The 25,545-nt window shown below is 61.0% G+C and carries 21 protein-coding genes; 6 read left to right on the plus strand and 15 right to left on the minus strand.

What is annotated here, in order from left to right:
- Positions 1-5: 5 nt before the first annotated feature.
- Positions 6-1,187, plus strand: coding sequence for an aminotransferase class V-fold PLP-dependent enzyme (locus QRN33_RS00375; protein ID WP_285405958.1), 1,182 nt, complete (start codon positions 6-8; stop codon positions 1,185-1,187).
- Here QRN33_RS00375 and QRN33_RS00380 read toward each other — a convergent pair.
- From QRN33_RS00380 to zwf, 4 genes are all read right to left on the minus strand, one after another.
- A complete protein-coding gene (locus tag QRN33_RS00380) occupies positions 1,184-1,765 on the minus strand; it encodes a peptidase associated/transthyretin-like domain-containing protein (RefSeq protein ID WP_285405960.1) in 582 nt (193 codons plus the stop codon). The two genes, QRN33_RS00375 and QRN33_RS00380, sit on opposite strands and share 4 nt — an antisense overlap.
- A gap of 170 nt (positions 1,766-1,935) precedes the next feature.
- Positions 1,936-2,601, minus strand: a complete 666-nt coding sequence (locus QRN33_RS00385; protein ID WP_016773539.1) for a bifunctional 4-hydroxy-2-oxoglutarate aldolase/2-dehydro-3-deoxy-phosphogluconate aldolase — start codon at positions 2,599-2,601, stop codon at positions 1,936-1,938.
- Positions 2,602-2,618: 17 nt separating this feature from the next.
- Complete coding sequence (pgl, locus tag QRN33_RS00390) at positions 2,619-3,332, minus strand: 6-phosphogluconolactonase (RefSeq protein WP_285405962.1); 714 nt, start codon at positions 3,330-3,332, stop codon at positions 2,619-2,621.
- On the minus strand, positions 3,319-4,785 hold the full coding sequence (gene zwf / locus QRN33_RS00395; RefSeq protein WP_042607258.1) for a glucose-6-phosphate dehydrogenase: 1,467 nt from the start codon (positions 4,783-4,785) through the stop codon (positions 3,319-3,321). Before zwf ends, pgl begins: the two co-directional genes overlap by 14 nt.
- A gap of 226 nt (positions 4,786-5,011) precedes the next feature.
- Here zwf and QRN33_RS00400 point away from each other — a divergent pair, with 226 nt between their 5' ends.
- Positions 5,012-5,872, plus strand: coding sequence for a MurR/RpiR family transcriptional regulator (locus tag QRN33_RS00400; RefSeq protein ID WP_169842436.1), 861 nt, complete (start codon positions 5,012-5,014; stop codon positions 5,870-5,872).
- Between the two features lie 208 nt (positions 5,873-6,080).
- On the opposite strand, the gene QRN33_RS00405 is transcribed toward QRN33_RS00400, so the two are convergent.
- The 11 genes from QRN33_RS00405 to edd all read right to left on the minus strand — a co-directional run bounded on the left by QRN33_RS00405 (position 6,081) and on the right by edd (position 19,803).
- The gene (locus QRN33_RS00405) at positions 6,081-6,935 is read right to left on the minus strand and encodes a D-hexose-6-phosphate mutarotase (RefSeq protein ID WP_064364970.1); all 855 of its coding nucleotides are present in this window, start codon (positions 6,933-6,935) and stop codon (positions 6,081-6,083) included.
- A gap of 113 nt (positions 6,936-7,048) precedes the next feature.
- Positions 7,049-8,398, minus strand: a complete 1,350-nt coding sequence (locus QRN33_RS00410) for a carbohydrate porin (RefSeq protein WP_042607260.1) — start codon at positions 8,396-8,398, stop codon at positions 7,049-7,051.
- 191 nt (positions 8,399-8,589) lie between these two features.
- The gene (locus QRN33_RS00415; protein WP_064364972.1) at positions 8,590-9,750 is read right to left on the minus strand and encodes an ABC transporter ATP-binding protein; all 1,161 of its coding nucleotides are present in this window, start codon (positions 9,748-9,750) and stop codon (positions 8,590-8,592) included.
- A gap of 2 nt (positions 9,751-9,752) precedes the next feature.
- Positions 9,753-10,598, minus strand: coding sequence for a carbohydrate ABC transporter permease (locus QRN33_RS00420; RefSeq protein WP_042607262.1), 846 nt, complete (start codon positions 10,596-10,598; stop codon positions 9,753-9,755).
- Entirely contained in the window at positions 10,591-11,499 is a 909-nt protein-coding gene (locus tag QRN33_RS00425; protein ID WP_042607263.1) for a carbohydrate ABC transporter permease, read from the minus strand. The genes QRN33_RS00420 and QRN33_RS00425 overlap by 8 nt, the downstream gene beginning before the upstream one ends.
- 139 nt (positions 11,500-11,638) lie before the next feature.
- Complete coding sequence (locus tag QRN33_RS00430; RefSeq protein WP_024014061.1) at positions 11,639-12,940, minus strand: ABC transporter substrate-binding protein; 1,302 nt, start codon at positions 12,938-12,940, stop codon at positions 11,639-11,641.
- 118 nt (positions 12,941-13,058) lie between these two features.
- Entirely contained in the window at positions 13,059-14,318 is a 1,260-nt protein-coding gene (locus QRN33_RS00435; protein WP_285405970.1) for a D-mannose isomerase, read from the minus strand.
- 333 nt (positions 14,319-14,651) lie between these two features.
- Positions 14,652-16,121, minus strand: coding sequence for an ATP-binding protein (locus tag QRN33_RS00440; RefSeq protein WP_285405971.1), 1,470 nt, complete (start codon positions 16,119-16,121; stop codon positions 14,652-14,654).
- Positions 16,111-16,842 (minus strand): response regulator, encoded by a 732-nt coding sequence (locus tag QRN33_RS00445; protein ID WP_039758123.1) that lies wholly within the window; start codon positions 16,840-16,842, stop codon positions 16,111-16,113. The genes QRN33_RS00440 and QRN33_RS00445 overlap by 11 nt, the downstream gene beginning before the upstream one ends.
- Positions 16,843-17,020: 178 nt before the next feature.
- Positions 17,021-17,980, minus strand: a complete 960-nt coding sequence (locus tag QRN33_RS00450) for a glucokinase (protein WP_065616738.1) — start codon at positions 17,978-17,980, stop codon at positions 17,021-17,023.
- On the minus strand, positions 17,977-19,803 hold the full coding sequence (gene edd / locus QRN33_RS00455; RefSeq protein ID WP_016773527.1) for a phosphogluconate dehydratase: 1,827 nt from the start codon (positions 19,801-19,803) through the stop codon (positions 17,977-17,979). The genes QRN33_RS00450 and edd overlap by 4 nt, the downstream gene beginning before the upstream one ends.
- Before the next feature lie 220 nt (positions 19,804-20,023).
- Here edd and gap point away from each other — a divergent pair, with 220 nt between their 5' ends.
- The 4 genes from gap (at position 20,024) to QRN33_RS00475 (ending at position 25,527) form a co-directional block, all read left to right on the plus strand.
- Positions 20,024-21,025, plus strand: coding sequence for a type I glyceraldehyde-3-phosphate dehydrogenase (gap, locus tag QRN33_RS00460; RefSeq protein ID WP_016773526.1), 1,002 nt, complete (start codon positions 20,024-20,026; stop codon positions 21,023-21,025).
- A gap of 198 nt (positions 21,026-21,223) precedes the next feature.
- The gene (locus QRN33_RS00465; RefSeq protein WP_285405974.1) at positions 21,224-21,751 is read left to right on the plus strand and encodes an RNA polymerase sigma factor; all 528 of its coding nucleotides are present in this window, start codon (positions 21,224-21,226) and stop codon (positions 21,749-21,751) included.
- Positions 21,752-21,853: 102 nt separating this feature from the next.
- Positions 21,854-22,819, plus strand: coding sequence for a FecR family protein (locus QRN33_RS00470; protein WP_116658599.1), 966 nt, complete (start codon positions 21,854-21,856; stop codon positions 22,817-22,819).
- A gap of 122 nt (positions 22,820-22,941) precedes the next feature.
- Positions 22,942-25,527, plus strand: a complete 2,586-nt coding sequence (locus QRN33_RS00475) for a TonB-dependent receptor (protein ID WP_285405977.1) — start codon at positions 22,942-22,944, stop codon at positions 25,525-25,527.
- Positions 25,528-25,545: the final 18 nt, after the last annotated feature.

Below are 25,545 nucleotides of genomic sequence, written 5' to 3' on the forward strand. Positions count from 1 at the left end.
CGACCATGCCTGACAACACCCGCCGAGCCCGTGACGAAGCTTTCTGGCAAACCTTTGCCGACCGATACGATGTGCAGCCCGGCCCGGTCAATCTGGAGAACGGTTACTTCGGGCGCCTGTCGCGTACGGTGATCGAGGAATACCAGCGCAACATCGAGCTGATCAACACCAGCAACTCGGTTTACGTGCGCCAGCGCTTTGAACAGCACGACAACCTCGAGATCCGCGCGCAACTGGCCGAATTGATTGGCGTACGCGCGCAAAGCGTGGCCCTGACGCGTAACGCCACCGAAGGCCTGCAATCGCTGATCCGCAATTACAATCGCCTGCAGCCGGGCGATCAGGTGCTGATCTGCGACCTCGACTACGACACGGTCAAAGGCGCCATGCGCTGGCTGGCGAAACACCGCGGGGTCGAGGTCATCGAAATTGCCCACCGCCATCCGGCCAGCTTCGAAAGCCTGCTGGAAAGCTACCGTGAGGCGTTCATCCGCCATCCGAAACTCAAACTGATGGCCTTGACCCACGTCACCCACCGCACTGGTCTGGTCATGCCGGTGCAGGCCATCGCCGCGCTGGCCAAAGAGCATGGGGTCGACATCATCCTCGACGGTGCCCACGCCCTCGGCCACATCGAATTCGACCTGCAAGCGTTGGGCATCGCTTTCGCCGGCTACAACCTGCACAAGTGGATCGGCGCGCCGCTGACCCTCGGCTTCATTTATGTTGCCCCGCAGCGTCTGGCCGACATCGATCCGGACATGGGCGAGATGCATTATCCGGTCACCGACATTCGCGCGCGCACCTCGTACAGCACGCCAAACATCCCGGCGCTGATGACCCTGCCGCTGGTGTTCGAAGAGCACAACGCCCTCGGCGGTGCCGCAGCCAAAAGCGCACGCCTGAATTACCTGCGCAATCTCTGGGTCAGCGCGGTGCGGGACCTGCCGGGCATCGAGGTGCTGACGCCGGATGATCCGCAACTGTATTGCGGGATCACCTCGCTGCGCTTCACTCGTCATGCCGATCAACAGGTCATGGTTGAGCGCCTGCTCAACGAGTTCAACCTGTTCACCGTGGTGCGCACCGGCGCCGCATGCGGGCCGTGCATCCGCGTCACACCGGGGCTGACCACCACGGCTGGCGAAATGGAGCAACTGGTAGGGGCGCTGAACCAGTTGCGCTAGAACGGCACAGCGGAATTTTTTTCGTAGCCTTCAAGGCCAAGCTGCGACGACACGGCGAAGGTGTCGATGCCGAGCGTCTGGCAGGCGAAGGCACCGTCGTCGAGATCCGCGCCAGCGATCGGCTGCAACACCAACCGCAAGGCTTCCTCGGCGGGCGCTTCACAGTCGCAGCAGCCGGGCAGGTGCAAGGTGCCGGCCCAGGCTTCGTGGTGAGCCTGGGCGCTTTTGTCGTCGCTGGGGATGTATACGTTCAGGGTTAGGCAAGATGTGCCAAGCGCCGGGCGATCCGGGTAGATGCTGGTGAAACGGACGACGCCATGGCTGTCGGTCAATTGGCTGCCGCAGAGGCTGGTGTGGCTATCGATACGCTGCTGAATGCGCACCAGCGCGCCGGTAACCGGCTCGCCGGTCATGGCATCGACCAGCAACAGACGCAGGATCAGCGGCAGGCCTTCGACTCCCTTGCTGATATTGCGCACCTGGGGTTCGGCTGCTCGGCCATCGGGGCGGCCATGGGTGGCCAGCTTCGGTTGATAAAGGGATTGTGGCGTAAGGGTCAGAGACTGAAGGTCGTCCATGAGGCGTTCTCTCTTCCATAAGATGAACGCAGGTTAACCCCGTGAAACAGCCAGCGTGCGGTAACTATGTATCGCGGCATGTACCGGCGGTTTTTTCAGCGCAAAAAAAAGGTGCGCCGACCAAGCGCACCATAAAGACGTAAAGCACACAACGAAGTGTTGGTTACCGATCAGTCCAGCAGCGCCAGAGCTTCGGCGGTGCATTCCTGAATGCGGGCCCAGTCGCCGTTCTTGATCCACTCCGGATCAAGCATCCAGCTACCGCCCACGCACATGACGTTTTTCAGCGCCATGTAGCTCTTGATATTGGCCGGGCCGACGCCGCCAGTCGGGCAGAATTTCACTTCGCCAAACGGACCGCCAAGGGCCTTGATTGCCGCTACGCCACCGCTGACTTCCGCCGGGAACAGCTTGAAGCGGCGATACCCCAGGCCGTAGCCTTCCATGATCCCCGAGGCGTTGCTGATGCCCGGCAGCAGCGGGATCGGGCTGTCGACACTGGCTTCGAGCAGGTCGCGGGTGATGCCCGGGGTGACGATGAATTGCGAGCCTGCCGCTTCCGCCGCCGCGAGCATGTTGCGGTCGAGCACGGTGCCAGCACCGGTCATCAGTTCCGGGCGTTGTTCGCGCAGGATCTGGATCGCTTTGAGGCCGAACTGCGAACGCAGGGTCACTTCCAGCGCGGTCAGGCCACCGGCGGCGAGGGCGTCGGCCAGCGGCAGCACGTCCTGTTCGCGGGCGATGGTGATCACCGGCAGGATCCGCGCCTTGGCGCAGAGACTGTCGATCAGGGCAACTTTGTCCGCCATGGAAACGGTCGGGGATGGGGTTGTCATAGCGGCTGTTCCTTGGCTCATGGGCACCAGTAAATCTCTAACGTAGGTTGCAGAAACGCGCGCACCGGCATGGCCGCGACGTCATCGGATGCCAGCGCGGCATTCAGGGTGGTCAGTTTCGATTGACCGGAAATCGACAGAATCTTGTGTTTGGCCGAAGCCAGCAGCGCACGGCTCATGGTCAGGCGCTGACGCGGCACGCTTGGCGCCAGCATCGGCCAGCAACGACGCGTGCCTTCGGTTTGCAGGGCTTCGGCGAGGTTCGGGCTGTCGGGGAACAGCGACGCGGTGTGTCCGTCATCGCCCATGCCCAGCACCAGTACGTCGATCGGCGGCAGCTCGGCGAGCAGACGGTCGGCCTGTTCCGCAGCCTGCTCGACATTCACCGCAGCGCTGTAGAGGCTGAGGAACTGCGCCTTGGCTGCCGGGCCTTTGAGCAAGTACTGCTTGAGCAGACCGGCATTGCTGTCGGCGTGTTCGACCGGCACCCAACGTTCGTCGGCCAGGGTCACAACGACTTTCGACCAGTCCAGTTCCTGTTTGGCCAGATGCTGGAAAAACGCCACCGGGCTGCGCCCGCCGGACACCACCAGCACCGCGTTGCCACGAGCCGCAATGGCCTCGCTCAATTGCTGGGCAACGTTCAGTGCCAGGCCTTCGGCCAGCAACACCGGGCTGTTGAATTCGCGGGCAGTCACGCCTGCTGGCAGTTGCACATCAGATATCGCCATACCACGACCTCCCGTCCCGCGTGATCAATGCAATGGAGCTCATCGGCCCCCACGACCCGGCCGCATACGGCTTGGGCGCGTCACCGGATTTTTTCCACCCGGCGATCAACTGGTCACACCACTTCCACGCGGCTTCGATTTCATCTTTACGGACAAACAGGTTCTGATTGCCGTTCATCACTTCCAGCAACAACCGCTCGTAGGCATCGGGGATTCGCGCGCTACGCCAAGTGTCGGAGAAATTCAGTTGCAGCGGCCCGCTGCGCAGTTGCATGCCCTTGTCCAGGCCCTGTTCTTTGGTCATCACCCGCAAGGAAATGCCTTCGTCCGGTTGCAGGCGGATGATCAGCTTGTTGCTGATCTGCAGGCGCTGCTCCGGGGCGAAGATGTAGTGCGACGGTTCCTTGAAATGGATGACGATCTGCGACAGCTTTTGCGGCATGCGCTTGCCGGTGCGCAAATAGAAAGGCACGCCAGCCCAGCGCCAGTTGCGGATATCGGCACGCAGGGCGACGAAGGTCTCGGTGTCGCTCTGGGTGTTGGAATTCGGTTCTTCGAGGTAACCCGGGACGGATTTCCCCTCGCTGTGGCCAGCGATGTACTGGCCACGCACCACTTGTGTGGTCAGGCCTTCCGGGCTGATCGGCGCCAGCGCCTTGAGCACTTTCACTTTCTCGTCACGGATGCTGTCGGCGGACAGATCGGCCGGCGGGTCCATGGCAATCAGGCAGAGCAGTTGCAGCAGGTGATTCTGGATCATGTCGCGCAGCTGGCCGGCCTTGTCGAAATAGCCCCAGCGGCCTTCGATGCCGACCTTCTCGGCCACGGTGATTTCCACGTGGGAGATGTAATTCTGGTTCCACTGGGTTTCGAACAGGCTGTTGGCGAACCGCAGGGCGATCAGGTTTTGAACGGTTTCCTTCCCTAGATAATGGTCGATGCGGTACGTGCGGTCTTCCGGGAAGAACTGCGCCACCGCATCGTTGACCTTGCGCGACGATTCCAGGTCAGAGCCGATCGGCTTTTCCAGGACCACGCGGGTGTTCTCGGCCAGACCGACTTTTTCCAGGTTCTCGCAGATCGCGCCGTACACCGCCGCCGGCGTGGCGAAGTAGGCGATCATGCGCTGACTGTTGCCGGCCAGTTCCGCCAGCGCCACGTAGTCTTCGGCCTTGAGAAAGTCGACGTGCAGGTAGGTTAGGCGCGCGAGAAAGCGCTCGGCCACGGTTTCGTTCAGCTCTTTGCCGACGTAACGGCGCAATTCGGCGGCGATGAACGCCATGTGCTGCTGCTCGCTGCCGGGCTCACGGGCCAGCGCGATGATGCGCGTGTCCTCGTGCAGCAGGTCGGCACCGTCAAGGTGATAAAGGGCAGGAAACAGCTTGCGCAGGGCCAGATCGCCCAGCGCGCCGAACAAGGCAAAGGTGCACGGTTCAACCGTAATGGAAGGCATGATATTTGTTCTTTTATCAAGTTAAGCTACAAATACCTTTTTTCAAGGCATCACTCAAGGGAAAATGTAGTAATAACCACAACATTTTCCCACAATGCACAATCCGAGTGGTGGTCGCCCGGACGCATCAGTAGGATAGGCCACCGTCCCGGGCCATATCAAAGGCCCAATTTGCATAGCCCGACGCAACTCTGCGTTGGTGAATCAGGAATTCCATATGGACCGCGTGCGAAATTTACTGGAACAGATCCAGAGTCGCCTTGAAGAGCTGAACAAGGCTGAACGCAAGGTCGCCGAGGTGATCCTGCTCAATCCGCAGCAGGCCACCCGCTTCAGCATCGCCGCCCTCGCCCAGGCCGCCTCGGTGAGCGAACCGACGGTCAACCGTTTCTGCCGTTCGTTCGGCGTCAGCGGTTATCCCGAACTCAAGTTGCAATTGGCCCAGAGCCTGGCCAGTGGCGCGGCGTATGTCAGCCGCGCGGTCGAGGCTGACGACAATCCCGAAGCCTACACACAGAAGATTTTCGGCAGCGCCATCGCCTCGCTGGACAGCGCTTGTCAGGCGCTGGACCCGAACCTGATCAGCCGCGCCGTCGACCTGTTGATCCAGGCCCGGCAGATCCACTTTTTCGGCCTCGGTGCTTCGGCCCCGGTAGCGCTGGATGCGCAGCACAAGTTCTTCCGCTTCAACCTCGCGGTCACTGCGCATGCCGACGTGCTGATGCAGCGGATGATCGCCTCGGTGGCGCACACCGGTGAGCTGTTCGTGATCATTTCCTACACCGGGCGGACGCGCGAACTGGTGGAAGTGGCGCGGATCGCCCGGGAGAACGGGGCGTCCGTGCTGGGCCTGACCGCGGAGAATTCGCCGCTGGCCAAGGCCAGTACGCTGAGCCTGAACATTCCGCTGCCGGAAGACACCGACATCTATATGCCGATGACCTCGCGGATCATTCAGTTGACCGTGCTGGATGTGTTGGCGACCGGGATGACCTTGCGTCGCGGGGTGGATTTCCAGCCGCATCTGCGCAAGATCAAAGAGAGCTTGAATGCAAGCCGGTATCCGGTTGGGGATGAATTCAACTAAAGATCAAAAGCCCCTCACCCCAGCCCTCTCCCGGAGGGAGAGGGGGCCGACGGAGGTGTCTCGCGCTGGACATCGACCTGAATGACCGAGTCGATTATGGATTCACCGACCTTCGTTCAGGTCGGTGGATCTCCTGAATATCCCCCATTCGGTCCCCTCTCCCTCTGGGAGAGGGCTAGGGTGAGGGCCCGCGCTCCAACTGACGTACTCAAGCCGCCGCCCACGCCTGCAAACTCAAATGCGCCTTCTCCCCCGGCGCCAGATGCAGACTGTCCGTCCCGCCCGCCGCCGCTTCCACACAGACAAACTCGGAAATCTCATCCCACGTCACGCCCAACAACGGCCGTGCCCCGGGATGCCAGACCACCGTGTCCGCGCTGTCACCGGTATCGATGCACAACTCGCGCTGCCAGGCGTGATCCTTGAGCTGCAATTCGCCGTCATGCTGGAACACTCGCTGACAACCGCCATCCACCCGCAACTCGCCTTCCTGCTGGCAAGACTGGCGACTCAACTGGTCATAACCCTGTGCGCCTTCGAGGCCAGACAGCGCTATCTCACCGACATCGCCAATACGCCAGTAAGCGTGCAAAGCCTGGCTCAACTGGCACGGCATGTCGTCCTGATGCTCGGTGCTCAGACGTAATTCCATGCGTTCGCCCAGATGCGCGTGCAGGTCGACCTGCCAATCGCACAGCTGCAATTGCCAGTGCAGGCGCACGCCATCCTCGGCGCTGCTGCTGTCGAGCAGTTTCCAGTCGAGCAGTCGCGCCCAACCATGGGATGGCCAGGCGTTTTCGCTCGGATGACGGCCATACCAGGGCCAGCACACCGGCACGCCACCGCGAATCGCGCCGACATGCGGCCACTTTGCCGCACACCACAACCACGGCTTCTGTCCACGCGGCTGAAAGTGCAGCAACTGCGCGCCCTGACGACTGAACACCGCCTGACACAGCGGATGATCGATCACCAACACGTCGCGCATCTGATAGCGCTCCCAGGCGAACACCGGTCGCTCGCGCAGGGATTTGAAGAAGCGTTGCAGCGGATGCTCAGGCATTGGCTACGGTTCCGAATTCAACTTTCATGGGCGGCGCGAACCCTCCAAAAAAAAGCGGACAGCCTGGGCTGTCCGCAAAATGCGCACATAGAGAGGAGCTTATCGCAGACGCGTCAGAACGTTGACTGAATTTTCAGGCCAGCGACCAAAGCGTTATCGACTTCATCCACACCGCCCGGATGGGTGATGTATTGCAGGTTTGGACGCACGGTCAGCCAGTTGGTGACGTGGAAACCGTAGTTCAGCTCGTAGTTGTATTCGGTTTCACGAATAGGCGAGAACGCGGCGTTGTCGTAGTCGGACACACCGTTGGAAGCGTTCAGCAGTTCAGCGTTGCGCTTGACGTCCTTGTTGACGTGGATACGCGCCGCGCCGATACCGATGTCATCCTTCGGACGCGCATCGAACGGGCCTTTGTAGACAAACATCACCGACTGGTAGTTGTCGATGAAGTTGGTGTCCTTGTCATGGAAGGTCGCGTTGGCAGCGATGTTCAGACCGCGAGTCGCGTCACCGTTGTGGCTGGTGAGTTGCTGTTGCGCCACGAACCAGTAGCCGTGTTTGCTGCTGTGCGACTTGTACTCGTCACCAGTGGTTGCCGCGTCGAAACCGTTGACGTCTTCGCGAACGTCGTCGGCATCGGCCGTGCTCTTGTAGTAACCGACGCGGTATTCGCCCGGCAGGCTGTTGACCTTCGGCGACCAGACCAATTCGACCGGCAGCACGGTACCCTTGGTGCCGCTGCCGCTGAGCTTGAAGCCGTTGCCGTGTTCCAGCTGCGACGGGTTCTGGTTGTACGCACCGATTTGCGCATAGAGCTCGTCGTTGATGTTGTACTTCACACGGATCGCGGCCTGGCTGACTGGCCAGTTGTACCAGATGTTGGTCGCCCAGTTACCCACTTGCGAACCGCAGAATGCGAGGTTCTGGAAGTCGCACGGGAAGGTGTTGAAGTCTTCGCCTTCGCCGAAGTAACCGGCCTTGACGTCGAGCTTGTTGTCGAAGAACTGGTGCTGAATCCACAGTTGGGTCAGACGCACCATGTGGCCACGGCCGTAGACTTCCTGCGAGGAGCTGAGGGTGCCGGCACGCGGATCGCCAACGCGGTCGTTGGAGATGTTGTAGCCGTTACGGTTGGTCAGCTGGATCTTCGCTTGCGTGTTGTCCCAGCCCCACAGTTTCTGCAGGTCGAGGGCCACGCCGAGGCCGAACTGGTCGCTGTAGCGGCCGGTCTTGTCGTCGTCATAACCGCCGTGCAGGTTGGCGCCCATCTCGCCAACGTAGTCGGCCTTGATGTCGATACCCTGCTCGATCAGCTTGGTGCGCTCGCCGCCCCAGTCGCCGGTCATCCATTTGGAGTCGGAGCTGAAGGCATCCGCCGCCATTGCATTACCGGCCAGCACCAGTGCAGCTGCCGCTGAAACCTGGCAGATCAACCGGGCATTGACGTGTTTCTTTTTCATCCCTACATCCTCGTCTTTATTGTTATTAACTGTTTTTATCTAACGCGGTTTACATAAATTGCGGTGCTCGACAGGCCGGGCACCGCGTGCTCCTTGTAGGAGTGAGCCTGCTCGCGATAGCGGTTTTACATTCAACATCTCTGTCGACTGATACACCGTCATCGCGAGCAGGCTCACTCCTACATTGTTTTTCAGCGCCCTTTGAATTGGGCGACGTTCGCAGACCGCGCATCGGTCTGTGGTTGACCGGCAGTGCCCAGACGCTCACCGGTATTGGCGTCGAACAACAACACTTTCGACGGATCGAATTGCAGCGTCAGGCTTTCGCCCACCTGCGGAGCCACGTCCGGTGCCAGTCGGCAGCAGACCTTGGTGTCATTCAGGTTGACGAACACCAGGGTGTCCGGCCCGGTCGGTTCCGTGACCTGCACTTCCGCGCGGATGCTTGGCAGGCCATTGCCCTCGCCGTTCGCCAGCACAATCTGCTCCGGGCGCAGGCCGAGGATCACTTCGCGATCTTCAAGTCCGGCGTCCTGCATGCTCATCGGCAATTCACAACGCGCCTGACCGCTGTCGAGCAGCGCCAGCAGACGACCGTCCTTGCGCTGCAGACGCAGGGGGATGAAGTTCATCGGCGGCGAACCGATGAAGCTGGCGACGAACAGGTTCGCCGGGTCGTTATAGATGTCTTTCGGCGTGCCGAACTGCTGAATGATGCCGTCCTTCATCACCGCGACTTTGTCGCCCAGGGTCATCGCTTCGATCTGGTCGTGGGTCACGTAGACCGTGGTGGTTTTCAGGCGCTGGTGCATCAGCTTCATTTCGGTACGCATCTCGACGCGCAGCTTGGCGTCGAGGTTGGACAGCGGTTCGTCGAACAGGTAGATCTTCGGCCGCCGCGCCAGCGCACGACCCATCGCCACGCGCTGTTGCTGACCACCGGAGAGCTGGCCCGGCTTGCGATTGAGCAGGTGTTCGATCTGCAGCAGCTTGGCCACGCGGGCGACTTCTTCGTCGATCGCGGCCTGCGGCATCTTGCGGATTTTCAGGCCGAACTCGATGTTCTCGCGCACGCTCATCGTCGGGTACAGCGCGTAGGACTGGAACACCATGGCGATGTCACGATCCTTGGGGCTCATGCCGCTGACGTCCTGATCACCGATCATGATCGCGCCGCCAGTGATGGTTTCGAGGCCGGCGATGCAGTTCATCAAGGTCGATTTACCGCAGCCCGACGGGCCGACGAGGATCAGGAATTCACCGTCCTTGATCGACAGTTCGATGTTCTTCAGGGTGTCCGGCAGGCCGGCCCCGTAGGTCTTGTTTACGTTGCGAAGTTCAAGCGTAGCCATGATTACCCCTTGACCGCGCCGGCCGTCAGCCCGCGCACGAAATACTTGCCTGCGACCACATAGACCAGCAGGGTCGGCAGGCCGGCGATCATCGCCGCTGCCATATCCACGTTGTATTCCTTGGCGCCGGTGCTGGTGTTGACCAGGTTGTTCAGCGCCACGGTGATCGGTTGCGAATCACCGCTGGAGAACACCACCCCGAACAGGAAGTCGTTCCAGATCTGGGTGAACTGCCAGATCAGGCAGACCATGATGATCGGCGTCGACATCGGCAGGATGATGCGGCGGAAAATCGTGAAGAACCCAGCGCCATCCAGGCGCGCAGCCTTGACCAGCGCATCGGGAATGCTCACGTAGTAGTTGCGGAAGAACAGCGTGGTGAACGCCAGACCGTAAACCACATGGACAAACACCAGGCCGGTGGTGGTGCTCGCCAGGCCCATCTTGCCGAGGGTGAACGAGGCCGGCAGCAGCACGGTCTGGAACGGCAGGAAGCAGCCGAACAGCAACAGACCGAAAAACAGTTGCGAACCCCGGAAACGCCACATCGACAGCACGTAACCGTTCAACGCACCGATGGCGGTGGAGATGATTACGGCCGGTACGGTGATCTTGATCGAGTTCCAGAAGTAGCCATCAACCGTGGCCCAGGCCTTGACCCAACCGATGCCGCTGACCACGGTCGGCCAGCTCAGCAGGTTGCCGGTGCTGATGTCTTCCGGGGTCTTGAAGCTGGTCAGCAACATGACCACCAGCGGCACCAGATAGAGAAACACCGCGAAGATCAGCACCGCGTAGATCGCGATACGGCTCAAGCTGATAGCGGGTTTGGCAGCAAGACTAGTCATTACGCTTGGTCCTCAGCTCGGAGTACAGGTAAGGCACGATGATCGCGAGGATCGCACCGAGCATCAGAATCGCACTGGCCGAGCCCATGCCCATCTGGCCGCGACTGAAGGTGAAGGAATACATGAACATCGCTGGCAGGTCGGAGGAATAACCCGGGCCACCGGCGGTCATTGCCGCAACGAGGTCGAAGCTCTTGATCGCGATGTGCGCAAGGATCATTACCGCACTGAAGAACACCGGACGAAGGCTTGGCAGCACGACTTTCCAGTAGATGCGCGGCATGCTCGCGCCGTCGATCTGCGCGGCACGGATGATCGATTGATCGACGCCACGCAGGCCGGCAAGGAACATCGCCATGATGAAGCCCGAGGCTTGCCACACAGCGGCGATCACCAGGCAATAAACCACTCGATCGGGGTCGATCAGCCAGTCCAGACGGAAGCCTTCCCAGCCCCAGTCACGCAACAATTTGTCCAGGCCCATGCCCGGGTTGAGCAGCCATTTCCACGCGGTACCGGTGACGATCATCGAGAGCGCCATCGGGTACAGGTAAATGGTGCGGATAAAGCCTTCGCGACGGATGCGCTGGTCGAGGAACACCGCCAGCAACACGCCGATCACCAGGGTGATGCCGATGAACATGCCGCCGAACACGGCGAGGTTCTTGCTCGCCACCCACCAGCGATCGTTGTCGAACAACCGCGCGTATTGCGCCAGGCCGGCCCACTTGTAGTTGGGCAGGAAGGTCGACGTGGTGAACGACAGAATGAACGTCCACAGGATGTAGCCATAGAAGCCCACCAGCACGATGAACATGCTCGGCGCCAGCACCAGTTTCGGTAGCCAGCGCTGCAATGCATCGAACGGCGAGGCCTTGCTGAACACAGCAACAGAACTCATGGGGAAATCCACAATAAGGGTTTACGAAAGCATTCCCCTTGTAGGAGTGAGCCTGCTCGCGATTGCGGTGTGTCAGTCACTCAGACGGTGGCTGACAGATTGCTATCGCGAGCAGGCTCACTCCTACAGGGGCCAAGCATTACTTGGCCGACTGAACTGCCGCGCCCAATTTCTTCGCGGCATCGGCCGGGTCGGCTTTCGGGTCGTTGATGTAGTTGGTGACTACGTCAAAGAACGCGCCCTGCACCGCCAGCGTGGTTGCCATGTTGTGCGCCATGCTTGGTTGCAGGCCGCCGGACTTGGCGTCCGCGAGGAAGTCCTTGGCAGCGGTCTGTGCGCAGGAATCGAAGCCGAGCTTGTCCATGTTGTTCAACATGTCGTTGCGCACCGGAATCGAGCCTTTGTTGATGCTGAAGACTTTCTGGAAGTTCTCACCCAGCACGACTTTGGCGATGTCCTGCTGACCGGCCGCAGTGCCTGCGTCCTTCTGCTTGAACACGGCCAGCGAGTCGATGTTGTAGGTGAACGCCTTGTCGGTGCCCGGGAACGCTACGCACTCGTAGTCCTTGCCGGCGACTTTCTTGGCGGCGGTCCATTCGGACTTGGCCCAGTCACCCATGATCTGCATGCCGGCCTTGCCGTTGATGACCTTGGCCGCTTCGAGGTTCCAGTCCTGGCCTTTGCCGTCAGCGTCCATGTAGGTCGCGACTTTCTTCAGCTCGGTGAGCGCCTTGACCATTTCCGGGCCGGTCAGCGCCTTGTTGTCGAGATCGACCAGGGCTTTCTTGTAGCCATCCACGCCCATGACCGAGAGCACCACGGCTTCGAACACGGTGCTGTCCTGCCAAGGCTGACCGCCGTGGGCCAGCGGAATGAAGCCCGCGGCTTTCAGCTTGTCGCCGGCGGCGTAGAACTCTTCGAGGGTGGTTGGATTCTTGGTGATGCCGGCTTTCTTGAAGACTTCCGGGTTGATCCACAGCCAGTTCACACGGTGAATGTTCACCGGCACGGCCACGTAATCACCGTCGTACTTCACGGTATCGGAGACTTTCTTGTCGAGCAGGCTGTCCCACTTTTCCGACTTGGCGACGTCTTTCAAAACGTCGGTGTCGAGCAGGCCGGTCGACGCCCATTCCTGGATGTCCGGACCTTTGATCTGCGCAACGCCAGGCGGGTTGCCGGCGACGGCGCGGCTCTTCAGCACGGTCATGGCAGTCGCACCGCCACCACCGGCGACAGCGCCGTCCTTCCAGGTGAAACCGTCTTTTTCGACTTGGGCCTTGAGCACATCGACGGCGGCTTTTTCACCACCGGAGGTCCACCAGTGCACGACTTCGACCGAACCTTTGGAGTCGGCAGCGGAGACACTGAGCGGCAGGATTGCGAGCGGGAACAGGGAGGCGACAGAAATGACAGTAGCGAGGCGAGAAATCGCATTCATTCGAGATGTACCTTTCTTGTTGTTATGCATTGCAAGTCTGGTGCTTGCGCTGCACGGAGTTTAAACAGAGCGTTTCGCTTCGCAGGTAACGAAGGGACGCGTAAATGTCACGACATGGTTACACAGGAACAGGCTGAGATAACCGCGCCAAAGCCGTGGCCATGCTCGGCGCCAGCGGCAACCGCGGAATCAGCACAGCCTGCCAGGCGTGATACAGATCGGGCTTGCCCGGCCAGATATCGGCGCTGGGCACATTCTGTGGATTGAGTTCGTGGTGCCAGCTGCCGTTGCAGCGGTCGATGAAATTCGTCTCACAGAATTCCCAGAACAGTCGGTACCAGGTTTCGTATTGCGCGTCGCCGGTGCGTTTGAGCAAGGCACTGGCGGCGGCGCTGGCTTCGGCATGCGTCCAGTGCAGGCGATGGCGAACGACGGCCTGGTTATCCCAGTCGAGGGTGTAGACGATGCCCGGCGCACCATCGACATCCCAGCCGTGACGGCAATTGTTTTCAAACAGCTTTTGCGCATCAAGGGCCAGCCAGCCCGGCGTGAGCATACCCGCCTGCCCCCGCGCGGCTTCGAGGTGCAGAAGCAATCGTGCCCACTCGAAACCGTGGCCCGGCGTGGTGCCATACGGACGGAAACCGTCAGCAGGATTGTCGTGGTTGTATTCGCGCAGCGGCTGCCAGTCACGGTCGAAGTGTTCGATGACCATGTAATCATTGGCCGCCGCGTGACCGTGGATCACCCGCTCAACGATGCGCTGAGCGCGCACCAGCCAGCGCGGATCTTCGGTGACATCGGCCAGCGCGAGGAATGCTTCGGTCGCGTGCATGTTGCTGTTGGCGCCGCGATAGGCTTCTTCTTCGCTCCAGTCGCGATTGAAGAATTCGCGCATGGCGCCCTCTTCTTCGCTCCAGAAATAAGTGTCGATGATGTCGATCGCGTCATCGAGCAAAGCCTGGGCGCCGGGCCGTTGCGCGACCACGGCAGAGCTGGCGGCGAGCGCGACAAAGGCGTGCAGGTAGGCGTTCTTGCCGGTGTTGTCGTCGCGATGCTGGGCAACCGCAAACCAGCCGCCATGCAGCGCATCACGCAGCGGCCCGCGCAGGGCGGCGATGCCGTGATCGATCAGCTCGGCGAACCCCGGCAGCCCATGAATGTGGGCCATGGCGAAGCTGTGGGTCATGCGCGCGGTGTTCATGGTTTCGGCTTGCGCGTGCGCCGGCAGACGGCCGCGCTCGTCGAGATTGCCGAAACCTTCTGGCAGCTTCGAGGCCTTGGCAAAATCCAGCAGACGCAGGCCTTCGGCGGCGAGCCACTGCTGATGACCAGGGGCATTCAGCCAACTGCTGAAGTCTGGGTGAAAGGTGTCCATGGAGTGACCCTTTTTTGTTGTTAGGACTGCGGGCAGTCTAAACAACGGGCCGGGGCGGGCTTGTAACGAAGGGGGCGGGGTTTGTCACTGGCTTGTGACACTAAAAGAACAAAAGCATCCTCACCCCAGCCCTCTCCCGGAGGGAGAGGGGGCCGACCGAGGCGTCTTGCGCTCTCCGTCGACCTGAACCATCGAGTCGATTATGGATTGGGCAATGCACCGGATCGACTCTGGATTCGACATCGCACGTTCAGGTCGGCGTATCCCTCAAATATCCCCCAATCGGTCCCCCTCTCCCTCCGGGAGAGGGCCAGGGTGAGGGGCTTTTCGGGATTAATCCACAGACCGCGGCAACTGCAACGTCACCCGCAACCCGCCTTCACGCAGGTTCTGCAGCGTCACCTCACCGCCATGGCTATGGGCAATGTTGCGCGCAATACCCAGACCGAGTCCGTAGCCATGCTGCTGCCCCGCCAGGCGGAAGTGGGGTTCGAACACCTGCTCCAACCGTTGCTGCGGCACGCCCGGGCCTTCATCGTCGACGTGCAAGACGAACGCGCTGTCATCGTCATCGATGTGCAGGTGCGCGTTCTGTCCGTATTTCAAGGCGTTGTCGATCAGGTTGCCGATGCAGCGCTTGAGCGCCAGCGGCTTGCCCGGATACGCCGACAGCGCGCGCCCATGCTGGGTTACGCGACCGTTGCCATTCGGCGCCAGGTACGGCTCGACCAGACAATCGAGGACATGGTTGAGATCCACCGGCTCGATGTTCTCGTGGATGTCGGTGTCTTTCACGCATTGCAACGCGCCTTTGACCAGCAGCTCCAGCTCATCCAGATCGCGGCCGAACTTGGCTTGCAGCTGTTCGTCCTCGAGCAGCTCGACGCGCAAACGCAAGCGGGTGATCGGCGTGCGCAAGTCGTGGGAAATCGCGCTGAACAACTGGCTGCGCTCGGTCAGGTAGCGGCTGATGCGTTCGCGCATGGTGTTGAACGCGCGCCCGACTTCGACCACTTCACTGCCGCCGCCCTCCGCCACTGGCTCGACGTCGGCGCCCAGCGACAGATCCCGCGCTGCCCGCGCCAGACGCTTGAGCGGCCGGCTCTGCCAGTGCACCAGCAGGCCGATGAACAACAACAGAAAGCCGCTGGTCAGGACGATGAACCACACCTGCTGCGCCGGCAGGCCTTGCTCTTCGAGACTGGTGTAGGGCTCGGGCAGCAACGAGGCGATGTACAACCACTCGCCCGGGGCCATCTGAATTTGAGTGACCAGCACCGGCGGATTCACCGGTTCAAGCGTCAACGCGTAATGCGCCCAGGAGCGCGGCAATTCATCGAGTTTCAGTCCGGCGTTGAAAATGCGCAGGTCTTCGGGACTGACAAAGGTCACCGAAATATCCGTATCATGGCCCAGCGACTGGCGCAGCACTTCATCCACCGCTTGCATCACCGCGGCCTTGCGCGGCGTCACTGGCAGCACGTCCATGCCCAAGGGCTTGTCGTTGAGGGTCACGACAAACCGGGTGCCGCCCATGCTGCGCAATTGATCGAGCACCAGCGGTCGATAGGCCACCGGCAAGGAACGGAAATAACTGACGCTGGCGGTCATCGAATGGGCCAGGCTGCGGGCGCTGGTGACCAGGCCTTCGAGCTGGGTGGCGCGCAACTGCGAAACCCAGATCACACTCGACAGCGTCTGTGCGAACAGCACCGCCAGCAGGGTCAGCAGCAACATCCGCCCGAGCAGCGAACGCGGCACCGGAATGCGGTTGGCGAACTTGCGCAGTGACTCAGTGAGCATTGCCGGCAACCACATTGGCTGCCAACTGGTAACCGCTGCCACGCACGGTGCGGATCAGCCGTGGCGGTTTTTCAGTGTCGCGCAGGCGTTGGCGCAAACGGCTGACGGCCATGTCGACGATGCGATCGAGCGGCATCAGATCGCGGCCACGGGTGGCGTTGCCGATGGTGTCGCGGTCGAGGATTTGCTGCGGGTGATCGAGGAACAGTTTCAGCAGGGCGAAATCGGCGCCGGAGAGGATCACCTCTTCACCGTCAGTGTGGAACAGCCGATGGCTGACCGTGTCCAGGCGCCAGTCGTCAAAGGCCAGCACTTCGCTGCCGCTGCGTTCGTGGGCGAATTGCGCACGGCGCAGCAAAGCCTTGATTCGCGCTTGCAGTTCGCGCGGGCTGAACGGTTTGCCGAGGTAGTCATCGGCGCCGAGTTCGAGACCGATCACGCGGTCGGCTTCGTCGGAACTGGCGGTCAGCATGATGATCGGCACCTGCGCCTGACGCGGATGCTGACGTACCCAACGGCACAGGCTGAAGCCGTCTTCGTCGGGCAGCATGACATCGAGGATCACCAGATCGCTCGGCGCCTCGTTGAGCGCCTGACGAAAACCGGCGCCATCGGCGGTGGCCCGCACCTGAAACCCGGCGCGGGTCAGGTAGGTTTCCAGCAACTCGCGTATTTCCTGGTCGTCATCGACCAACAATATCGACTTGTTGACTGAGCTCACTTCGAAGGCATCCTTGTTGTTGGAGTTGGGGCGGATTATGCCTTAAGCGCTGATTTTACAAACACCACAAAACCACTGTGGGAGCGAGCCTGCTCGCGATAGCGGTTTCACATACAACGGATTCGTTGACTGATGTACCGCTATCGCGAGCAGGCTCACTCCTACAGTTGACCGTATTTCAGGGTCGAGTTGCTTGATCCAGCGCGACGCCGGCGCCCACCAGGCCGGAATACGGTGCCGTCACCAGCCACACCGGGATGCCTTTGAAGTAGTCGCTCATGCAGCCCTTGTCGGCGAAGCAGCGAGCGAAGCCGCTTTCGAGGAAGAAATCGGCGAAGCGTGGAATCACCCCACCGACGATAAACACGCCGCCGCGCGCGCCGGTGGTGAGCACGTTGTTACCGGCGACGCGACCGAGCCAGCAGCAGAACTGCTCGAGCACTTCCAGAGCAATCGGGTCACCGGCAAGACCGGCGGCAGTGATGGCTTCCGGCGTCTCGAGCGTCGGCTCATGGCCATCCACCGCACAGATCGCCCGGTACAGCCGCGGCAGGCCGCCGCCGCTCAATGCGGTTTCCGCGCTGACATGGCCGATCTCGTTGTGGATGTGCTGCCACAATTGCGTTTCCCGCGGGCTGCTCAGTGGCAGATCGACGTGGCCGCCCTCGCCCGGCAGCGCAGCAAAGCGACCTTCGCCGAGATCGAGCAAGGTGCCGACACCCAGGCCAGTGCCCGGGCCGATCACCACCGCCGGGCGCAACGGCTCCGGCGTGCCTTCGCAGACCACGCGGAATTCGCCCGGCTGCAAACGAGTCATGCCCAGTGCCATCGCCGAGAAGTCGTTGGTCAGCAACAATTGGTCGACCTGCAAGGTCTTGCAGAACGCGCTGCGACTCAGCCGCCAGTGATTGTTGGTGAACTTGAATTCGTCGCCGCTCACCGGTCCCGCCACCGACAGGCACACCGAACCGATTGAACCCGGCGCCAGGCCAAGCCCGCTCAGGTACAGGCCGATCGCCTCTTCCGGCGTGGCGAAGTCGGCCGTGGCCAGCACCTGAACCGATTGCAGTTGCTGGTTTTGCCACAACGCGAAACGCGCGTTGGTGCCTCCGATGTCACCGACCAAAGCCAGTTTCAATTAAGCGTCTCCAGGGCAGAAGTGAAGGCGCTGGCGCCCTGCTCCGCCGAGCTGAAGGCCATGCGCATGAAGCCAAACAGCTCGCGGCCGCTGCCAATGTTGTTGCCCAACAGGCCCTTGGCAGGTTCGCGCGCTGCAAATTCGGCGGCGTCGACCTTCAGTTCCAAGGTGCCTTTGACGCCATCGACGCGGATGATATCGCCCTCTTGCACCCGCGCCAAAGCACCACCGACATAAGCTTCGGGGCTGACGTGAATCGCCGCCGGGATTTTCCCTGACGCGCCGGACATGCGCCCGTCAGTGACCAGCGCGACTTTGAAGCCGCGATCCTGCAGCACGCCGAGGAACGGCGTCATCTTGTGCAGCTCCGGCATGCCGTTGGAACGCGGGCCCTGGAAGCGCATCACCGCGACAAAATCCTTCTCCAGCAGACCGGCCTTGAACGCATCGGCCAGATCCTGCTGATCCTGGAAGACCATCGCCGGTGCTTCGACGATCTGGTTTTCCAGCGCGACGGCAGACACTTTCATCACGCCGCGACCGAGATTGCCTTCCATCACCCGCAGTCCGCCTTCTTGCGAGAACGCACGGGACACCGGACGGAGGATGTTTTCGTCGAGGCTGTCAGTCGGGCCTTCGCGCCAGACCAGCTCACCGTTATCGAGGAACGGTTCCTTGGTGTACTGGCTCAGGCCATGACCGAGCACGGTGTTGACGTCTTCGTGCAGCAGACCGGCGCCGAGCAGTTCGCGAATCAGGAACGACATGCCGCCGGCGGCCTGGAAGTGATTGATGTCAGCTTTGCCGTTCGGGTAGACGTGGCTCAGAGTCGGCACGACTTCGGAGAGGTCGGCCATGTCTTGCCAGGTCAGTTGAATGCCCGCGGCCATGGCGATGGCCGGCATGTGCAGGGTGTGGTTGGTCGAGCCGCCAGTGGCGTGCAGGGCAACGATGGAGTTGACCAGTGCCTTCTCGTCGACGATTTCGCCGATCGGCATGAAGTTGCCGTTCTGCTTGGTCAGGCGCGTGACCTGATGCGCGGCTTCGCGGGTCAGCGCGTCGCGCAGCGGTGTGTTCGGGTTGACGAAAGACGCGCCCGGCAAGTGCAGGCCCATGACTTCCATCAGCAACTGATTGGTGTTGGCGGTGCCGTAGAACGTGCAGGTGCCCGGGCTGTGGTAGGACTTCATCTCCGATTCCAGCAGCTCTTCACGGGTGGCCTTGCCTTCGGCGTACTTCTGGCGGACGTCGGCTTTTTCCTTGTTGGAAATCCCCGAAACCATCGGCCCGCCCGGGACAAAGATCGTTGGCAAATGACCGAAGCGCAGCGAGCCCATCATCAGGCCCGGAACAATCTTGTCGCAGATGCCGAGCATCAGCGCACCGTCGAACATGTTGTGCGACAGCGCCACGGCGGTCGACATGGCGATCACTTCGCGACTTGGCAGGCTCAGCTCCATGCCCGGCTCGCCCTGGGTCACGCCGTCACACATCGCCGGAGTGCCGCCGGCGAACTGGCCGACCGAGCCGATCTCGCGCAGGGCGTTCTTGATCTGTTGTGGGAAAACTTCGTATGGCTGATGCGCCGAAAGCATGTCGTTATACGAAGACACAATGGCGATGTTTGCCGAGTTCATCATCCGCAGGCTGTGCTTGTCTTCCGTGCCGCACCCGGCCACGCCGTGGGCGAAGTTGGCGCATTGCAGCTTGCCGCGCATCGGGCCGTCGGTGGCAGCGCCGCGAATCAATGCAAGGTAAGCCTGACGCGTGGCGCGGCTGCGGGCGATAAGCCGTTCGGTGACCTCAAGAACGCGGGGATGCATGTGTAGAACTCCAGGCTAACGGATGTGGCGACCTGATTGTCTATGCTGGTCAAACGCCGTTGTTGTTGGAATGACAGACGGCTTTTTTGACCATTCGGACCAGTTGATTCAGGTCACTCGTTGTAGATAAAACAAAATATTGCCACTAAAAAGGCTTGTTTTCTATTTTTATGCGAATAATCTTGTAATTCCAACAACAAAACGACGGCGGCGCTGTTCCATGACTCTTCGAATCGCAATCAATGGTTTTGGCCGCATCGGCCGTAATGTCCTGCGCGCACTGTATACCCAAGGCTATCGTCAAGACCTGCAGATCGTCGCGATCAACGATCTGGGTGACAGTTCGATCAATGCCCATCTGCTCAAATATGACACCGTCCACGGCACGTTCGACGCCGAAGTGGCCCACGATAACGAAAGCCTGACGGTCAATGGCGACCGCATCGCGGTCAGCGCCATTCGCAACCCGGCCGACCTGCCATGGGCCGCGGAAAAGATCGACGTGGTCTTCGAATGCACCGGTCTGTTCACCGACCGTGCCAAAGCCGCCGCGCACATCAGCGCCGGCGCCCGCAAAGTGATCATCTCGGCCCCGGCCAAAGGCGCCGACGCCACTGTCGTGTACGGCGTCAACCACGACATTCTGCGCCAGTCGCACCAGATCATCTCCAACGCTTCGTGCACCACCAACTGCCTCGCGCCAGTGGCGCAGGTGCTGCATCGCGAGCTGGGCATCGAGAGCGGTCTGATGACCACCATCCACGCCTACACCAACGACCAGAACCTCACCGACGTCTATCACAGCGACCCGTACCGCGCCCGTTCGGCGACGCAGAACATGATCCCGAGCAAGACCGGCGCAGCCGAAGCGGTGGGCCTGGTGCTGCCGGAACTGGCCGGCAAACTGACCGGCATGGCCGTGCGCGTACCGGTGATCAACGTGTCGCTGGTCGACCTCACCGTGCAACTGAAGAAAGAAGCCAGCGCCGACGAAGTCAACGCCCTGCTGAAAGCGGCCAGCCAGCATTCGAAAATCCTCGGTTACAACACCTTGCCGCTGGTTTCCAGCGATTTCAACCACAACCCGCTGTCGTCGATCTTCGACGCCAACCACACCAAAGTCAGCGGCAAGTTGCTCAAGGTGCTGGCCTGGTACGACAACGAATGGGGCTTCTCCAACCGCATGCTGGATAACTGCCTGGCGTTGTGTAACGCGGAATAATTGCGGGTATCCCCAAACCTGTGGGAGCGAGCCTGCTCGCGAAAGCTTTCTGCCAGTCGATATGGATTGACTGACACGACGCCTTCGCGAGCAGGCTCGCTCCCACAGGGACATGCATTGCAATCGATGAAATCAGCACTTGACCATTCAGTCAGATGATAAGCATTATCATTCGCTCGAAATGGATCAGGTCCTCCCGTGAGTCAATCGCGCTTCAACCACGTCTTCCTCGCCCAGCGCACTTCCCTGCTGCGCACGCTGGAACGGATGGTCAACAATCACAGCACCGCTGAGGACCTGTTGCAGGAGACTTACCTGCGCGTGACCCGGGCGTTGAGCGAGCGGGCCATCGATCACCTTGAACCCTTTGTCTTCCAGACCGCGCGTAACCTGGCACTGGACCATTTGCGTGCGCGTAAGATCCATGCGCGAACCATGGTCGATGACGTGCCGCAGGACGTGGTGCAGAGCATAGCCGCACCGGCCAGCAGCGCCGAAGACGCCGCCCATGCCGAACAACTGCTGGAGCGTTTGAACGTGAGCCTCAGTCAACTCAGCCCGCGCCAGCAGCAGATCTTCATCCTCAGTCGCCTGCACGGGCACAGCTATCAGGAAATCGCCGACGAACTGAACGTGTCGCTGAGCACCGTGCAGAAAGAACTGAAACTGATCATGTCGATCTGCATCGGCGTCGCACAACGACATGAAGGCAGCGGCAAGATATAAGCTGCAAGCTGCAAGTAAAAACAAAAAGCAGTAACGCACTCCGGCTTGCAGCTTGCAGCTTGAAGCTGGAAACTGCTTCGCCAGAAGCCTTGAGGAACCACCGTGACGGACACCCACCGCCCGCCTTCGCCCGATTCGGCGCGGGACGCTGCAGCAGCAATGGACCAGGCGCTGGACTGGCTCATCGTGCTCGGCAGCCCGGACGAGGAACAGACCCGGCAATTTCATGCCTGGCTGGCGGCGGATCCGTTGAATGCCGAAGTTTTCGCCAAGGCCCAGGCGATCTGGGATGGCCCGCAAGTGGTGCTGTGCGCCCAGGCCCTGGCAGCGAAACCGGCGAAAGTCACTGTCCTGCAACGTCTGCGTCCGCACTGGAAACCGCTGGCCAGCGCTGCGGTGTTGATCCTCGGTCTGTTCAGTTTCAGCAACCTGCCGATGCGCCTGCAGGCCGATCACCTGACCGTGGTCGGCGAGCGCCAGCGCCTGCAATTGGAGGACGGCTCGAAAGTGCTGCTCAACACCAATTCGGCATTCTCCAGCACCATCAATGACCAGCAACGCGTGGCCCGACTGTTTCAGGGCGAGGCGTTTTTCGAGATCGCCAGCGGGCGCAATCAGCCGCTGGAGATCGATGCGGGGCCGGTAACGGCCAGTGTGCACGACACCGCATTCGCCGTGCGCTACCTCGACGGGGTCGCGCTGGTGAATGTGCAGCGTGGCGATGTCGATCTGCGCGCCACCCACAACGATGCCCGCGTGCGCTTGCGTGCCGGGGAAAGCATTCGGATCGGTCCCAACGGATTTGATCGTCCGGCCAAGCTCGACGCCAATGCGGATCTGGCGTGGATTGAAGGCCGTCTGGTGTTCGAGAACTGTCCGCTCAATCAGGTGCTGGCCGAGCTGCGCCGCTACTACCCGGGCTGGATCATCAACAACAACGAACAACTGGCCGACGTCGCCGTCACCGGCAATTACCGTCTCGACCAGCCGCTCGACGTGGTGCGCTCCCTCGCCCACATCACCTCGGCACGCCTGCAGGAATTCCCCGCGCTGGTGATCTTGAACTGAATGAGAATTATTTTTACTCGATAGCCAACAGCAGTACGTCTCGTTATAGCCAATGCAATTGATTCGCATCTAACCATGCCGATCAGCACCTATAAAGATTCGTGCGACACGGAGCGCTATCGATGTCCTCACGCCTTACCCGCCAGACTTCCTCCCCTTCCCGCGTACTGTCGCTGCTGACTGCGGCGATTCTCATGGCCGGCACCGCGCCGCTGCTCGCAGCCACCGAGCAACCGGCGCGCAACATGGGCGACTACGCGTTCGCCATCGGCCAGCAACCGCTGGTTTCAGCGCTGAATGCCTTTACCGCCGTGACCGGTTGGCAGGTCGGCTTGCCGGCAGAGCTGGGTCAGAACGTTTCGTCGCCCGGCGTGCGCGGTTCGCTGCCACCGGAGAAAGCCCTCGAGCGCCTGTTGGTGGGGACCAACCTGAGCTTCCGCAAGCTGAGCAGCAACAACGTCGTGCTGGAAAAACGCGGCAGCAGCGGAACGCTGAATCTCGATCAGGTGACGATCAGCGCGACGCGTCAGGAACAGTCGGTCAACAGCGTGCCTTCGACAGTCAGCGTGCAGGATCGCCAAGAGCTCGACCGCAACAACGTCAACACCATCAAGGATCTGGTGCGCTACGAGCCGGGCGTTTCCGTTGGCGGTGCCGGTCAGCGTGGCGGCATCAGCGGCTATAACATTCGTGGTATCGACGGCGACCGCATCCTGACCCAGGTCGACGGCGTGGAAATCCCCAACGGTTTCTTCAACGGTCCGTACGCCAAGAGCCAGCGCAATTACGTCGACCCGGAAATCGTCAAGCGCGTGGAAATCCTCCGCGGCCCGGCCTCGGTGCTGTACGGCAGCAACGCCATCGGCGGCGCGGTCAGCTATTACACGCTGGACGCCGACGACATCATCAAACCGGGCAAGGATGTCGGCGCACGTTTGAAAAGCGGTTACAGCTCCGCCGACGACAGCTGGCTGAAATCCGCCACCGTCGCCGGGCGCAGCGGTGAGTTCGACGGTCTGCTGCATTACAGTCAGCGCGACGGCCACGAAACCGAATCCTTCGGCAGCCACAACGGCACTGGCCTTGCGCGCACCGCGGCGAACCCGGAAGACGTCCGTGCGACCAACGTGCTGGCCAAGCTCGGCTGGAACTACAACGACGATTCCCGCCTGGGCCTGACCTACGAAAAGTACAAGGACGACCGCGACACCGATCAGAAAAGTGCCTACGGCGGCCCGTACTTCAACGGCGCCCCGACCATCCCCGACAGCGTACTGCCTGGCGGCATGTACCAGTGGCGCACTGGCAACGACACCATCACCCGCGAGCGTTTCGGCATCGACCATTCGTTCGCCCTCGACAGCCTGCTGGCAGATAACGTGAAGTGGAGCCTCAATCACCAGATCGCCAAGACCGACCAGAGCACCGAAGAGGATTACTTCCCGATGACCCGCAGGGTGCTGCGTACCCGCGACACGATCTACCAGGAAAAACAGTGGGTGTTCGACGCGCAACTGGACAAGGCTTTCGCCATCGGTGATACCGATCATCTGCTGACTTACGGCACCACGATCAAGCAGCAGAAAGTCACCGGCTCGCGCAGCGGCGACGGCTCATGCCTGGCAGTCGGTCGCGGCTGCACGGCGATTGGCGCGACCAGCGCGGCGGACGTGCTGGCCAAGGCCAGCGACTTCCCCGATCCGACCATCAACACCTACAGCCTGTTTGCCCAGGATCAGATCAGTTGGAACGACTGGACCTTCCTGCCGGGTCTGCGCTACGACTACACCCAGCTCAAGCCGCACATCACTGAGGAGTTCCTCAACACCGTAAACGCCGACGGCCAGGGCACGGTCAGCGACAAGAACAAGACCTGGCACAAAGTCTCGCCGAAATTCGGCCTGACCTATGCGCTGACGGAACACTACACCTGGTACGGCCAGTACGCCGAAGGCTTCCGCACGCCGACGGCGAAAGCGCTGTACGGGCGTTTCGAGAACAACACCAGCGGCTACACCGTCGCGCCCAACTCCGACCTTGAGCCGGAAAAGAGCAAAGGCTTCGAAACCGGCCTGCGCGGGAATTTCGAGCAGGGTTCGTTCGACGTCGCGGTGTTCTATAACAAGTACCGCGACTTCATCAACGAAGACGCAGTCAAGCCGGGTGACGATCAGCTGACCTTCCAGAGCAACAACATCAAGCGCGCCACCATCAAGGGCGCGGAAGTCAAAGGTCGTTTGAACCTGGATGCATTCGGTGCGCCGCAGGGCCTGTATACCCAGGGCTCGATCGCTTACGCCTACGGCCGCAACAACGACAACGGCGAACCGATCAACAGCGTCAATCCACTGACCGGCGTGTTCGGCCTGGGTTACGACCAGGACACCTATGGCAGCCTGCTGAGCTGGACCGTGGTGAAGAAAAAGGACCGTGTCGACGACAGCAACTTCAAATCGCCGGACGGCGTCAGCAGTCAGTTCAAGACCCCGGGCTTCGGCATTCTCGATCTGGCCGGCTATTACAAAGTCAGCGACGACGTCACCGTCAGCGGCGGCATCTACAACCTCACCGACAAAAAATACTGGCTGTGGGACGACGTGCGCGGTTACGACAGCGTCGGCGAAGCCTCGGTGACGCAACCGGCCAACCTCGATCGCCTGACCCAACCGGGGCGCAACTTTGCGATCAATCTGATCTGGGACATCTGATCGGCCCGGCCTCACTGC

It is taken from the genome of Pseudomonas sp. FR229a (assembly GCF_030209115.1).
Taxonomy (GTDB): domain Bacteria; phylum Pseudomonadota; class Gammaproteobacteria; order Pseudomonadales; family Pseudomonadaceae; genus Aquipseudomonas; species Aquipseudomonas moraviensis_A.